The 13,307-nt window shown below is 70.5% G+C and carries 11 protein-coding genes; 5 read left to right on the top strand and 6 right to left on the bottom strand.

The window, feature by feature from the left end; genetic code table 11:
- Positions 1-40 precede the first annotated feature (40 nt).
- From AB0G15_RS08785 to AB0G15_RS08795, 3 genes are all read left to right on the top strand, one after another.
- Positions 41-517 carry a hypothetical protein gene (locus tag AB0G15_RS08785; RefSeq protein WP_362836783.1) on the top strand — a complete coding sequence of 159 codons (477 nt, stop codon included), beginning with the start codon at positions 41-43 and terminating at the stop codon, positions 515-517.
- 79 nt (positions 518-596) lie between these two features.
- Positions 597-1,364 (top strand): isoprenyl transferase, encoded by a 768-nt coding sequence (locus tag AB0G15_RS08790; protein ID WP_362836785.1) that lies wholly within the window; start codon positions 597-599, stop codon positions 1,362-1,364.
- Between the two features lie 221 nt (positions 1,365-1,585).
- The gene (locus tag AB0G15_RS08795; RefSeq protein ID WP_362836787.1) at positions 1,586-2,929 is read left to right on the top strand and encodes a PhoH family protein; all 1,344 of its coding nucleotides are present in this window, start codon (positions 1,586-1,588) and stop codon (positions 2,927-2,929) included.
- Positions 2,930-3,161: 232 nt separating this feature from the next.
- Here AB0G15_RS08795 and AB0G15_RS08800 read toward each other — a convergent pair whose 3' ends face one another.
- Genes AB0G15_RS08800 through AB0G15_RS08810 form a run of 3 tightly spaced genes read right to left on the bottom strand, consistent with a single transcriptional unit; the run spans position 3,162 to position 5,946 of the window.
- Entirely contained in the window at positions 3,162-3,794 is a 633-nt protein-coding gene (locus tag AB0G15_RS08800) for a hypothetical protein (protein ID WP_362836789.1), read from the bottom strand.
- Positions 3,795-3,823: 29 nt separating this feature from the next.
- On the bottom strand, positions 3,824-5,230 hold the full coding sequence (locus AB0G15_RS08805) for an ATP-binding protein (protein WP_362685062.1): 1,407 nt from the start codon (positions 5,228-5,230) through the stop codon (positions 3,824-3,826).
- A gap of 41 nt (positions 5,231-5,271) precedes the next feature.
- Positions 5,272-5,946 (bottom strand): response regulator transcription factor, encoded by a 675-nt coding sequence (locus tag AB0G15_RS08810; protein ID WP_344921373.1) that lies wholly within the window; start codon positions 5,944-5,946, stop codon positions 5,272-5,274.
- A gap of 424 nt (positions 5,947-6,370) precedes the next feature.
- On the opposite strand from AB0G15_RS08810, the gene AB0G15_RS08815 reads away from it, so the two are divergent.
- Entirely contained in the window at positions 6,371-7,003 is a 633-nt protein-coding gene (locus AB0G15_RS08815) for a lytic transglycosylase domain-containing protein (protein WP_362836791.1), read from the top strand.
- Positions 7,004-7,063: 60 nt separating this feature from the next.
- A complete protein-coding gene (locus tag AB0G15_RS08820) occupies positions 7,064-9,040 on the top strand; it encodes a glycosyltransferase family 2 protein (protein WP_362836793.1) in 1,977 nt (658 codons plus the stop codon).
- 189 nt (positions 9,041-9,229) lie between these two features.
- Here the strand turns inward: AB0G15_RS08820 and AB0G15_RS08825 are convergent, their stop codons facing one another.
- The 3 genes from AB0G15_RS08825 to AB0G15_RS08835 all read right to left on the bottom strand — a co-directional run bounded on the left by AB0G15_RS08825 (position 9,230) and on the right by AB0G15_RS08835 (position 13,194).
- Entirely contained in the window at positions 9,230-10,453 is a 1,224-nt protein-coding gene (locus AB0G15_RS08825) for a tannase/feruloyl esterase family alpha/beta hydrolase (RefSeq protein ID WP_362836795.1), read from the bottom strand.
- A gap of 357 nt (positions 10,454-10,810) precedes the next feature.
- Positions 10,811-11,854: an alpha/beta hydrolase gene (locus tag AB0G15_RS08830; RefSeq protein ID WP_362836797.1), complete on the bottom strand. Its 1,044-nt coding sequence runs from the start codon at positions 11,852-11,854 to the stop codon at positions 10,811-10,813.
- Positions 11,855-11,874: 20 nt separating this feature from the next.
- Positions 11,875-13,194: an MFS transporter gene (locus tag AB0G15_RS08835; protein WP_362836799.1), complete on the bottom strand. Its 1,320-nt coding sequence runs from the start codon at positions 13,192-13,194 to the stop codon at positions 11,875-11,877.
- Positions 13,195-13,307: the final 113 nt, after the last annotated feature.

Here is a 13,307-nt window from a genome sequence, read left to right on the forward strand (position 1 = left end):
ACTGCGTTGTCTTGATGGTTCTTATCTGACCGTTACGCCGGTGGCGTGCCGTGACAGTGTCGGCACGCCGTACGAGATCACCCTGCAGCTGCACCGCGACGGCGCGCTGTACGGGACGGTGGGCGAGCGGTGCGGCTGGTTCCTCACCCGGCTGGCGCGGGGGGTCGCCGAGGCGCGCGCGGGTCACGAGGCCCGGTGGCCCGACCCCGACGACCGCTTTCCCGGCGACACGGAACTGTTCGCCTTTCGTTACCGGGCCAGGAACGGTGTCGTCGGCGGCGGCGAACTCCGCTGCCAACTGCGGACCATCCCGGTCTGGGTCCCGGGGCCGCGGGGGCCCGGCGGGGAGTGGCGGCTCACCAGAAGGGCCTTCCTGGAGGCGTGGGGCGGCGGCGGGATGGGGATGCGCGCCGTTCTGACATCCTCTGAGCTGGGTGTTTTCGTGGAGGCGCTCGTCGCGGAGGCCGAGGACTGCCTGGGGGCCCGCAAGCCGGGCAAGCCCGCCAGAACCCTGTAGAGGGGGCGGAGGGGTCCGCGGGGCGGCGATAATTGCCTGTCAGTGCCAATTCGTGGCGGGTGCTGAGGGAGGGGCTTCAATGGGCGTGCGCGATCTCGTCTACCGGGTGTACGAACGCAGGCTTGAGGCGAAGCTGTCCCGCCAGCGGGACATGGCTCCCCGGCACGTCGGCGTGATCGTCGACGGCAACCGGCGCTGGGCGCGCTCGATGGGCATCGACGATGTGAGCCGCGGGCATCGCAAGGGCGCCGACAAGATCTCGGAGCTGCTCGGCTGGTGCCGCGAGGCCGGTGTCGAGGTCGTCACCGTGTGGCTGCTGTCGAGCGACAACATCAACCGTTCCAAGGACGAGCTGGACCTCCTGATGAAGATCATCGAGGACGTCGTCCAGGAGCTCGTGGCCGACGGATGGCACATCAAGCCCATGGGCGCGCTCGATCTTCTGCCCGATCACACGGCCCGTGTGCTCAAGAACGCAAAAGAAGCGACATCACATCGTCCCGGTTTGATTGTGAACGTTGCTGTTGGGTATGGAGGAAGGCGTGAGATCGCTGATGCGGTGCGCTCCCTTCTCCAGGAGCACGCGAGCAAGGGCGCGAGTATCGAGGACCTTGTCGAGGTCCTCGATGTCGAGCACATCGCGGAGCATCTCTACACGCGCGGCCAGCCCGACCCGGATCTGGTCATCCGGACCTCGGGAGAGCAGCGGCTCTCCGGCTTTCTGCTCTGGCAGAGCGCTCACTCCGAATTCTACTTCTGCGAGGCCTACTGGCCTGACTTCCGCAGGGTCGACTTCTTGCGGGCTCTCCGCTCCTACGCCGCGCGGCACCGCAGGTACGGTTCCTGAAACTCCACATGAACGGCCCCTTTCGGTCAGTCTTAAGCAGTTGGAAGTCGGGCATTCAGGACGTACCGTAAGAAGTAGGAGAGCGCAGCTCACCTACGCCGGAGAGGGCCCGCCTTTGCGTCACGACCTGCTGAGGAGGGCCGGTCAACGGTCCCTGCTCGACGTTCTCGTGAGCGGGCCCGGGGCCGGTCCGCATCCCAGCTCATGGCAGGGCGCCGTCCATGGCGCCCGGGGGAGAACGCGTGGCAAACCCTTCGTCCTCACCCACGTCGCCGGCAGTGCAGCGGCGCACGTACGTCCTGGACACCTCGGTGCTCCTGGCGGATCCAACGGCGATGAGCCGTTTCGCCGAGCATGAGGTCGTCATCCCGATCGTCGTCATCACCGAGTTGGAGGGCAAACGCCATCATCCAGAGCTCGGATACTTCGCGCGCAAGGCGCTAAGGTCCCTCGACGAACTCCGGGTGACGCACGGACGACTGGACGAGCCCATGCCGATCGGCGAGGGCACCATCCGGGTCGAGCTCAACCACAGTGACCCGTCCATCCTGCCCGTCGGGTTCCGGCTCGGCGACAACGACACCCGCATCCTGACCGTGGCGAAGACCCTCGCCGCGGAGGGCGCGGACGTGGTGCTGGTCTCCAAGGATCTGCCGATGCGGGTGAAGGCCGCCTCCATCGGGCTCGCCGCGGACGAATACCGCGCCGAGCTCGTGGTGGAGTCCGGCTGGACCGGCATGGACGAGCTCCAGGTGACCTCGGAGGACATCGAGACCCTCTTCGAGCACGGTACGGCCGACCTGGCCGAAGCCCGTGACCTGCCCACCCACACGGGTCTGCGCCTGCTGTCCAGCAGGGGTTCCGCGCTGGGCCGGGTGCTGCCCGACAAGTCGGTGCGGCTGGTGCGCGGCGACCGCGAGGTGTTCGGCCTGCACGGCCGTTCCGCCGAGCAGCGCATCGCGCTCGACCTCCTGATGGATCCCGAGGTCGGCATCGTCTCGCTGGGCGGCCGGGCGGGCACCGGAAAGTCCGCGCTCGCCCTCTGCGCGGGCCTGGAGGCGGTCCTGGAGCGCCGCCAGCACCGCAAGGTCATCGTCTTCCGCCCCCTGTACGCCGTGGGCGGCCAGGAGCTGGGCTACCTGCCCGGTTCCGAGAACGAGAAGATGGGCCCGTGGGGGCAGGCGGTCTACGACACCCTGGGCGCGGTCACCACGCCCGAGGTGATCGAGGAGGTCATGGACCGGGGCATGCTGGAGGTGCTCCCGCTCACCCACATCCGCGGCCGGTCGCTCCACGACGCCTTCGTCATCGTGGACGAGGCGCAGTCGCTGGAGCGCGGGGTGCTGCTCACCGTGCTGAGCCGGATCGGCGCCAACTCCCGGGTCGTCCTCACCCACGACATCGCCCAGCGCGACAACCTGCGGGTGGGCCGCCATGACGGCGTCGTGGCGGTGGTGGAGAAGCTCAAGGGGCACCCGCTGTTCGCGCACGTCACCCTGACCCGCTCGGAGCGCTCGCCGATCGCGGCGCTGGTCACCGAGATGCTGGAGGACATCACGATGTGACGGGGCGTCCCGACGCCACCGCCGGAGCGCGGTCGCGGGTGCCGTACGAGCACCCGCGACCGCGCTCCGCGCGTCACGGCGCCGGTCTCTCGCGGCGCAGGGCCCTTCGCGGTGCGGGCCCCTGGTGGCGCCGGGCCTTTCGCGGCACCGGGCCTTTCGCGGTACCTGGCCCTTCGTGGTTCCGGGTCTCTCGCGGCGCCGGGTCTCTCGCGGTGCCGGGGCGGGGGGATCCTCAGGGCGGCAGCCGCACGCCGGGCGCCGCGAGATTGCGGTACTCGAAGCAGCCCCGGTCGCCCATCGTCTCCGGGGTGCCGGGGAAGAGGCGGGTGACCTCGACGCTCCAGATGCTCTCCTGCTTGTTCTGCCGGATGGTGCAGGTGATCTGGGCGAGGGCCTCCTTGGAGACCTTGCCCTCACCCGTGATGATCACGTTCAGCCGATAGCCCAGGTTGTCGTCCGGCTCGTTGCGCTGGTCGGTGTTGTCCGAGTAGCGGGTCGTCTTGGTGTCGTAGTGGCTGAAGTCGTTGAGCGCGCTGGTCAGCCCCGCCTTCGGCGGCTGCTTGCCGGCCCGGAACAGGGTGTCGATGATGTTCTTGGCCGAGTCGGAGACCACCGGGACCTTGACGGGCTCCAACCTGCCGTCGCGGAGCAGATAGACCGTCACCCACGTGGGGCTGTAGCTGATCACCGGCGGGTGGCCGTAGTCCTGGACGTCGGTCGGGGAGATGCCGCAGCCGCAGAGCACCAGGGCGGCGGCGAGCAGGCAGGCGAACCACCTCGCGCCGGTGGTCCGTCTCGTGCCGGGGACGGCCGGGCAGGCGGGCCTTCTCCTGCCGGGGGCGGCCGGGCCGGTGGGCTCGCTCATGCCCGGGCCGTGCGGGCGGGTGGGCCGTCTCATGCCGGGGGGAGCCAGACCGTGAAGAGGGTGCCCGGCCGCTGCGCGCGGACCGAGATCGTGCCCCCGTGCAGCTGGGCGTTGGCCCGCGCGATGGACAGGCCGAGCCCGCTGCCGTCGCCCCGGGCGCCGGCCTTGTAGAAACGGTTGAACACGAAGGGCAGGTCCTTCGCCGGGATGCCCTTGCCATGGTCGCGCACCTTCACCTCCAGGCCGTTCGGGGTGCTGCGGGCGGTCACCATCACCGGGAGCTCACCGTGGCGCAGGGCGTTGCCCACCAGGTTGGCCACGATGACATCGAAGCGCCGGGGGTCGACGGAGAAGGTCAGTCCCTCGGGGACGTTCACCCGTACCCGGTCCGACCAGCCGCGCATCTCCAGGCAGTCGCAGACCACGTCGACGATGTTCACGGTGTCCACGTTCAGCGTGGCCGTCCCCGAGTCGAACCGGCTCGCCTCGATGAGCTGCTCGATCAGGGTCCGCAGCCGCGCGATCTCGCGCAGCACCAGCCGTACGGCCGCCGCGGGCTCGGGAGGCAGCCGGTCGGCCTCCTCGGAGAGCATGTCGGTGACCGCGGTCATCGCGGTCAGCGGGGTCCTGAGCTCGTGGGAGACGTCGGCGACGAAGCGGCGGGACATCGCCTCCAGCGCGCGCAGCTCGGTGACACTCCGCTCCAGGGCGGCGGCGGTGTCGTTGAACGTGGCGGTGAGCTCGGCGAGCTCGTCCTGGCCGTGCACGGGCAGGCGGGTGTCGAGGTGGCCGGCGCCGAGCGCGCGGGCCGCCGAGCCGAGCCGCCTGACCGGCAGCAGGAGCTGCCGGGCCGACACCAGGCCCAGGGACAGCGCGATGATCAGCATGGCGACGCCGGCGACGGCGAGCGGCTGCCGCAGGCCGTTCAGCAGCCGCTCCTCCTCGATGAGGGGGACGAACACGAAGACGGTCATCCCGGTGGGCTGGGCGGTGTGGATGGGCTCGATCCGCCAGACAGGGGTGCCGATGAGCAGCCACATGTCGCCGCCGATGGTCATGCGCTTGGCGACCAGCCGCTGGGTGGCCCTGGCGGCGAGGTCGGCGGGGACGTTCTTGGGGCCGAAGTCGCCGTCGGGGTAGGGGTAGTTCTCGTAGCGGACCACCACCCTGCCGCCCTGGGGACGCAGGCTTCTCTGCAGCGCGCTGATCTCCTCGTCGGTCGGCGGGCTGTCTCCCGGCCAGAGCGCGCCGACGGGCAGCCTGCTGCCCTCCAGGATGTCGCGCACCTCGCTCACGGCCACGTGCTCGGCCCGCCTGATCATGCTGTTCTTGACGAACTCGTAGCCGATCCCCGCGACGACCGCGGAGGCGGTGACGGCGATCAGCGTGAAGGTGATCACCAGGCGTCCGCGCAGGCCGGTGTACATCCGCCGCATCGAGGGAGGGAACGTCCGCCTCGAGGGGGAGAACGTCCGCTTCACGGCGGGCTGAACCGGTAGCCGAATCCCCGTACCGTGTGGATGAACTCGGGCTCGGCGGGAACCGCCTCGATCTTGGCGCGGACCCGCTGGACGCAGGCGTCGACCAGCCGGGAGTCGGCGACGTGGGTGTGGTCCCAGACGGCCCGCAGCAGGTACCTGCGGTTGAGCACCTGGCCGGGGTGGCGGACGAGTTCGAGCAGCAGGCGCAGCTCCGTGGGGGTGAGGTGGACCTCGCGGCCTCCCAGCGCCACCTTGAGCGCGCCCCGGTCGATGACCAGGTCGCCGAAGGTGATGCGGTCGGAGGCGACCGACTCCATCCGGCGCAGGACGGCGCGGATGCGGGCGTCCAGCACCCGGGGCTCGACCGGCTTGACCACGTAGTCGTCGGCCCCCGCCTCCAGCCCCACGACCACGTCGAGGTCGTCGCCCCTGGCGGTGAGGAGGATCACCGGCAGCTGGTCGAGCCTGCGGATGCGGCGGCACACCTCGACGCCGTCGATGCCGGGCAGCATGACGTCCAGGATGGCGATCTCAGGGCGACGGGACCTGATGTGCTCAAGGGCCTCCTCACCGCTGGCGTAGGCGGTGACGGAGTGGCCCTGCCGGGTGAGCGCGAGCTCCAACCCGGTACGGACCGAGGGGTCGTCTTCGACGAGGAGGATGCCTGCCACCGGGTAATCATTCTCCCAAGGCTCGGATGGATCTGCCGGGTCACAAAACCCAGACATAAGGCAAACAGTACCTGAACGTGGTGGTCAGACCACGATTCGGGCAATTCCAAGATCGTCAAAGGGGGTCAAGGGGCCCCGTACGGCAAAATGTGAGCAAAATCACTACCAAGCTTTCCTTGCCGGGAAAGGGCTCGTGGCCTGGCGGTTAGGACGTGAGAAACCTCGACGAGCCTGGCCGGACGCCGGTCGAAGCCGACCAACTCCGCCGTTCCGGTTGCGGACCACCCCCCTCCCCACGGCAAGCTCATAGGTCGTGAGTCCAGGATCACAGCAACTGAAGGAGCGCTCGGCGCCCCGCCCTCGCCGCTCGAACCGCAGGGCGGCCAAGGGCAAGGGCCTCGACGGGCCCAGTTCAAAGCGCGGTATGACCTCCAAGCGCGTGCTGATCCTGGGCGCCGCGCTGGTGGTCCTGGTGGGTGGAGGCGCCTTCACCGCCTACACCGCCGTCCAGAACGCCTCGGCGCCGCCGACGGAGCCGCTCACCCTGGACGAGATGGCGAAGATGCTCGGCTCCGACCCGTTCGGCTCCGACCTGAAGTCCGACATGCTGAAGGCCCAGGCGGCCCAGGCGCTCAAGGCCGACAAGATCGCCGCCGAGCGCGAGAACCGCAAGGCCCTGAACCAGGTCAAGATCGTTGACGAGGCGCCGGGCGGCGGCGGGTTCAACCCGCAGCAGCTCCCCCCGGGCACCTCCAACCCGACCGGCAACAGGGCTCTGGGCAAGCAGATGCTGGAGGCCAGGGGCTGGGCCGGCGAGTGGGGCTGCCTGGAGAAGCTCTGGATGAAGGAGAGCGGCTGGAACGAGCGCGCCATGAACACCTCCAGTGGCGCCTACGGCATCCCGCAGTCCCTCCCCGGCCACAAGATGGCCAGCGCCGGAAGCGACTGGCAGACCAACGCGGCCACCCAGATCGAGTGGGGGCTCAGCTACATCAAGGGCCGTTACGGCTCGCCCTGCGGCGCTTGGGCCCATTCCCAGGCCAAAGGCTGGTACTGAGAGACCAGGAGTCGGCAAGTCTGACCGTCTCCCGGCGCCGCGCGCCGCACCCTTGGCCGCATGGACGTGAAGGTCAGCGTGGTGGTGCCGGTGCACAACCCCGGTGATGGCGCCGACGCCTGTATCCGGTCGGTGCTGGAGCAGTCGATGGCCTCCGAGGACTACGAGGTCATCTTCGCCGACGACGGCTCCGACGACGGGATCCGGCAGCGCCTCGACACCCTGGCGGCGGCGCGGCCGAACGTCAGGGTGCTCCACCTCGAGCGGACCGGCTCGCCGATGCGCGGCCGCAACGTCGCCCTCATGGTCGCCAGGGGCGAGTACGTCTACATGCTGGACCAGACCGACCGCCTGGAGCGGGCCGCTCTGGAGCGCATGTACTCGCGCGCCGTGGAGACCGGGGCCGACATCCTCCTCGGGCGGCTGATCAGCGACCGGAGGCCGCCCTCCACGGTCTTCGACACCGACCGCGAGAACGCCGACATCGTCGGGGACCGGCTGCTCACGCTGCTCACCCCGCACAAGCTCCTCCGCAGGGCCTTCCTCGACGCCGAGGCGCTGAACTTCTCCGACCCCGGCGGGTGCCTGGCCGAACAGGCCTTCGCGCTCCGCGCCTACCTGCGGGCCAGGAAGGTCGTCGTCATGGCCGGCCAGGTCTGCTGCCACGTCACCGAGCGGCCCGAGCCGCCGGAGGACCCCTACGTCTGGGCCGCGGAGCTGCGCGAGCTGCTCGACATCATCGACGACGAGGTGCCCGAGGGACGCCGGCGCGACCGGATGTACGCCCAGTGGTTCCGCACCGCGGTGCTGCGACGGCTCGGCGGGGGCAGGTTCGTCACCTCCTCCGCGGGCCGGGCGGCCACCTTCACCACCCTGCGCGAGCTGGTCGTCCAGCGTTTCCCCCCGCGCCTCGACCTCCTGCTGCCCGTCCCGCTGCGGGCCCGCGCCGCGCTGCTCCGCGCGGGCAGGCTCGACCAGCTCGTCGTCCTGGCCGGGGCCATGCGCGGCATCCGCCTCCAGGCCGACCTCGACACCCTCACCTGGGACGACGGAGCGCTCGCCCTGGGGCTCACCGTGGAGATCATGCAGGCCGACGGCACCCCGATGCGCTTCGTCCCCTACGGAGACGACGGCCTGCTCTGGCAGCCCCCGGTCCACCTCGACGGGCTCCGCCTGCCGCCCGAGATGGCCGACGTCAGCCAGGCCGCCGCCAGGGCGCGGTTCGAGGTCTACATCAGGCACGAGGAGACCGGGGTCGTCCACTTCCTGCCCTCGGAGTGCTCGATGATCCGCAGCCGTCACCGCAACGGGGTCAGGCTCCAGGTCACCGGCGAGGCCCGGCTGGACGTCGACTCGGCGGCCATGGGCGGCCCGCTGCCCCCGGGGCTGTGGGAGATCCACGTGCGCATGTACGGAGGGGCGCAGCAGGCGCGCACCCGGGTGACCGGGTCGCCGCTGAACTGCACCGGGGTGGTCGCCGACTGCTCCAGGCGGCTGATCGTCCCCTGGTGGTCCGACCGGGGGGAGCTGGGGATCTGCGTGGAGCCGCGCTCGTTCCCCGAGTCGATCGTCCTCGTCTCACCGGGTACGACGGTCATCAGGCAGCGCAAGCACGTCTTCGTCGTCGTGCCCGTGCCGTACGTGCCGCCGAGCGGAGGGCCGCCCGCGGAGCTGGTGTTCCGCCAGACCGCCGGCAGGGAACGCGAGGTCGCCGCCCCCGCGCTGGTCGAGCCCGGCGTCCCCGGGGAACTGGCCGGGCGGCTGATCGCCAAGATCCCGACCCGGCTGGCGTACCGGGAGGGGTTTCTCGCACCGGGCGTCTGGGCGCCGTTCCTGCGGGTGGACGGCAAGGAGACCGGGCTCCGCTTCAAGGTGGAGATGAACCGCGGCGGCCGGGTGGAGATCCACAGGTCCGCCGCCGCCAGGCTCTCCGAACCCTGGTACCCGCTGCTGAAGCGGGTCGCGCTGCGGATACCGCTGGTCAGGAACGCGGTCCGGGTGACCAGGACCGTCCAGCGGCGCTACATGCTCAACTGACAACCGCCCGGCGCCGCACAGCCCGTCGGGGGGCGGTGCGGCACCGGGCGGCGGTGTGTCACACGGGTGGTGTGGTGCCGTGCGGTGTCGTCACACGGGTGGTGTGGTGCCGTGCGGTGTCGTCACACGGGTGGTGTGGTGCCGTGCGGCGGTGTCGTCACACGGGTGGTGGGTCGGCGGGTGGGGATGTCACACGCCCAGCCGGCACTCGTTGGGCAGGTCGCCGGTCGAGGGCCTCGGCAGGGTCGCGCTCGGCGGCGGGCTCTGCCTGCGCTCCACCCAGCCCTCCAGGGTCTCGAACGCGCTGCGGAAGCACGGCAGCAGCGGGCGGAGCTTGTCGGGGTAGGAGGCGTAGAGGCTGTCCACGTGGGTGCCGTCGGTGATCCGGTAGTAGCGGAACGGCCGGTGCTCGCCGACCATGTCCGCGTAGACGTCGCCGGAGCGGGAGATCGGCAGCAGCGTGTCCAGCGTGCCGTGGATCGTGATCAGCGGCTTGCCGATCCGGCCGGTGAGCCCGATCTTCCTCACCGCAGCGTACGGCTTGCGCGCGTCGTAGTCGTAGTCGGCGTCGCAGGCCGGGGTGCCCGAGGAGCAGAAGGGGGTGCCCGCCTCGGTGTCGCCGTCGAAGGAGGGGTCGAGTTCCTCACGGTAGAGGCGCTGGGTCAGGTCCCAGTAGTACTGGTAGTGGAACGGCCACAGGAACTCCGAGCCGCGGGCGAAGCCCGCGTCGTACATCGCCTGGGTGTCGCCCGCCGGGTAGGCCCGCAGCGCCGGAGGCAGGTAGTTGACCAGGTTGTCGCCCTTGACCCGCCAGAGCGTGCCCTCCCAGTCGATCCCGCCGTCATACAGCCAGGCCCGGTTCTCCAGCTGCCAGCGGACCAGGTATCCGCCGTTGGATATGCCCGCGGCGTAGGTCCGCTCGGGCAGCCTGCCGTAGCGCTGGGCGACGACGGCCTTGGCCGCGAGCGCGACCTGCGTGACCCGGTCGTTCCACTCGGCGACCGCGTCACCGGGCTCGCGGCCGTCCTTGTAGAAGGTGACGCCGACGTTGCCCTTGTCCGTCACCGCGTAGGCGTAGCCCTTGGCCAGCGCCCAGTCGGAGACGGTGAAGTCGTTGGCGTACTGCTCCCGGTTGCCCGGGGTGCCGGTGACCACCAGCCCGCCGTTCCAGTTGTCGGGCAGCCGCAGGACGAACTGCGAGTCGTGGTTCCAGCCGTGCGTCGTGTTGGAGGTCGAGGTGTCGGGGAAGTAGCCGTCGACCTGGATGCCGGGCACGCCCTTCGGGTTGACCGCCCCCGCCGGGTGCAGGCCCGCCCAGTCGGCCGGGTCGGTGTGCCCGGAGACGGTCGTGCCGGCCGTCGTGAGGTCGTCCAGGCAGGCCTTCACCTGGCGCTCGGCACCCGGCACCGCCACCCGGTCCAGCCGCGCGCAGTGTGCCGGTGAGGTCCCCGCTGAGGTCCCCGCGCTCGCCGCCGGGGCGACGGTCAGGACCGTCAGGACGGCAAGCCCGACGGTGGCGATCTTGGTGCTCCGTGAGGTCGCGCCGGGGACTGGACTGAGGAGCGCCGTGAGGTCGCGCCGGGGACTGGACTGAGGAGCGAAGGAGCGAAGCGGATGAGTGACGAGGGAAGGAGCCGGACAAGAGCGGCCGAACCGCGACGCGAAGCGTCGCAGGTAAGCAGGAGCGAAGCGGATGAGTGACGAGGGAAGGAGCCGGACAAGAGCGGCCGAACCGCGACGCGAAGCGTCGCCATTGATACTGCGCATTGGTCAGCTCCGCTTCAGGTGGTCGGAGAGGGCGGTACGGAACTCGGCGGGCCGCTCGATGTGCGGGCTGTGGCCGCAGTCCAGGACGATCTCGGTGTACGGGCCGTACCGCTCCAGGGCGGCGCGGGTCTGGGTGACCATCGGCTGCGCGGGGGTGCCCGGCGAGCCGGGGACGGCCCCCAGGGCGCCCAGGTGGGCCAGGTCGAACAGCGAGGTGTCGGAGACGATCACGTCGGCCTCGCCCCTGATCCACAGGATCGGCGGCTTGGGGTCGATCGTGTGCAGGTCGTCGATCCGGAAGTGCGTCGGGGCGAACGAGTTGAGCACGCCCCGCGTGCCGGGACGGACCCCCGGCCACTCCTCCGACGCCGCCGCGTCACCCGGGTAGTGGTCCTCGCCGACCCTCGTGGACAGCATCGACGCGACCAGGGCGTCCTCGTCCTCGATCACCGTGCCGGGCTTCACGTACGTGGTCCGCATCACGTTCCTCGGCGAGACCGGGGAGCCGTCCGAGGTGTCCCCCTCCGCGAGCAGCTTCACGAAGTCGGGGTTGGCCGCCCCCGCCCCGCCGCCCGTGCCGTCGGGGTGGTTCAGCGCGCCGTCGGCACCGTGCGTGCCGCCGAAGCCGTACGGGGAGATCGGGTTGACCAGGGTCACGCTCCGCACGGCGGACGGACGGTCGCGCAGCGCCTGCAGCACGACCCCGCCGCCCATGCTCCAGCCGACCAGGTGCACGCCGTCCAGCCCGAGGGCGTCGAGGAGGGCGAGCACGTCGTCGGAGTAGTCCCGCAGGCCGCGGGTGGCGTCGACCGGGGCGGGCTCGGTGTCGCCGAAGCCCCGCAGGTCCACGGCGAGCGGCCGGTGGCCCGCCCCCGCGAGGGCGAGCAGCGTGCCCCGCCAGAAGGCGGAGCTCGACACGTTCCCGTGCACGAACAGCACGGTCTCGCCGCCCTCCGAGGCGTTCCCGGCGTCCCGGCCGGTCCCGGTGACCGACAGGACGTTCTGGGTGATCCGGCCGGTGGGCACCGGCCGGTTCTCGATGCGCATCAGATGTCTCTCCGTACCGTTCAGCGGGTCGTCTTGGCCTCGTCGTGGGTGCCGATGGTGACGAGGTCGCGGCCACGGGTCTCACGCGAGACGTACACGGTGATCAGGGTGAGCACGGCGGCCCCGGCCACGTACAGCATGATCGGGAACGACGACTTGTAGGAGTCCAGCAGGGCGACCGCGATCAGCGGGGCGAGGGCGCCCGCGACGATCGAGGCGAGCTGCGAGCCGATCGAGACGCCCGAGTAGCGCATCCTCGTGGCGAACAGCTCGGAGAAGAACGCGGCCTGCGGGCCGTACATCGCGCCGTGCAGGATCAGCCCGACGGTCACCGCCAGGGTGACGGCGAGGAAGCTCTTCGTGTCGATCAGCGGGAAGAACGCGAAGGACCACAGTCCCACCCCGGCGGCGCCGAGCAGGTAGACGGGCCGGCGGCCGAGCCGGTCGGAGAGCGCCCCCCACATCGGGATCGAGACGAAGTGGATGGCCGACCCGATCAGCACCGCGTTGAGCACGAGGGGCTTGGGCAGTCCCGCCTGCTGCGTCGCGTAGACCAGCACGAACGCGGTGATCACGTAGTAGGAGACGTTCTCCGCGAAGCGGGCGCCGATCGCGATGAGGACGTCCCGCCAGTGGTACCTGAAGACCTCCACGATCGGCAGGGACTTCGAGGGCTTGGCATTGGCGACCGCCTGCTGGAAGACCGGCGACTCGCTGATGGAGAGCCGGATCCACATGCCGACCAGCACCAGCACGCCGGAGAGCAGGAACGGGATCCGCCAGCCCCAGCTCACGAACGCCTCGTCCGTCTGGACCGCGGCCAGCACCGCCAGCACGGCGGTGGCCAGCAGGTTGCCGCCGGGGGCGCCCGCCTGCGGCCAGGAGGCCCAGAAGCCGCGGCGCGCGGCGTCGCCGTGCTCGGAGACGATCAGCACCGCGCCGCCCCACTCGCCGCCGAGGGCGAAGCCCTGGACGAGCCGGAGCAGGGTCAGCAGCAGCGGCGCCGCCATGCCGATCGCCGCGTGGGTCGGCAGGCAGCCGATCAGGAAGGTCGCCCCGCCCATCATCAGCAGGCTGACCACCAGCAGCTTCTTACGGCCGATCCGGTCGCCGAAGTGCCCGAAGACCAGCGCGCCCAGCGGGCGGGCCACGAAGCCCACCGCGTAGGTCAGGAACGCCAGCAGGGTGCCCGTCAGCGGCTCCGACTGGGGGAAGAACAGCTGCGGGAAGACCAGCGCGGCGGCGGAGCCGTACAGGAAGAAGTCATACCACTCGATCGTGGTGCCGACGAGGCTGGCACCCACGATCTTTCCGATGGGGGTACGGGTTTTCTCTGCCATCTCACTCACCAAGGGGAATCGCTGTTGGGGGGATTCCGGCTACCGTACGTAGTGACCGGCGTCACTCCTATGGGTACGACCGCCATAGCCGACAGGCGCCCTATGTGGATGTG

This window comes from Streptosporangium sp. NPDC023825 (assembly GCF_040639575.1).
Lineage (GTDB): Bacteria > Actinomycetota > Actinomycetes > Streptosporangiales > Streptosporangiaceae > Streptosporangium.

What these genes read in the sequence shown, in the direction of transcription:
- AB0G15_RS08830 (WP_362836797.1), bottom strand. Translation starts at nt 11,854, where the DNA reads ATGCGCATCGAGAACCGGCCGGTGCCCACCGGCCGGATCACCCAGAAC.
- AB0G15_RS08815 (WP_362836791.1), top strand. Translation starts at nt 6,371, where the DNA reads ATGACCTCCAAGCGCGTGCTGATCCTGGGCGCCGCGCTGGTGGTCCTG.
- AB0G15_RS08800 (WP_362836789.1), bottom strand. Translation starts at nt 3,794, where the DNA reads ATGAGCGAGCCCACCGGCCCGGCCGCCCCCGGCAGGAGAAGGCCCGCC.
- AB0G15_RS08790 (WP_362836785.1), top strand. Translation starts at nt 597, where the DNA reads ATGGGCGTGCGCGATCTCGTCTACCGGGTGTACGAACGCAGGCTTGAG.
- AB0G15_RS08795 (WP_362836787.1), top strand. Translation starts at nt 1,586, where the DNA reads ATGGCGCCCGGGGGAGAACGCGTGGCAAACCCTTCGTCCTCACCCACG.
- AB0G15_RS08835 (WP_362836799.1), bottom strand. Translation starts at nt 13,194, where the DNA reads ATGGCAGAGAAAACCCGTACCCCCATCGGAAAGATCGTGGGTGCCAGC.
- AB0G15_RS08820 (WP_362836793.1), top strand. Translation starts at nt 7,064, where the DNA reads ATGGACGTGAAGGTCAGCGTGGTGGTGCCGGTGCACAACCCCGGTGAT.
- AB0G15_RS08805 (WP_362685062.1), bottom strand. Translation starts at nt 5,230, where the DNA reads ATGCGGCGGATGTACACCGGCCTGCGCGGACGCCTGGTGATCACCTTC.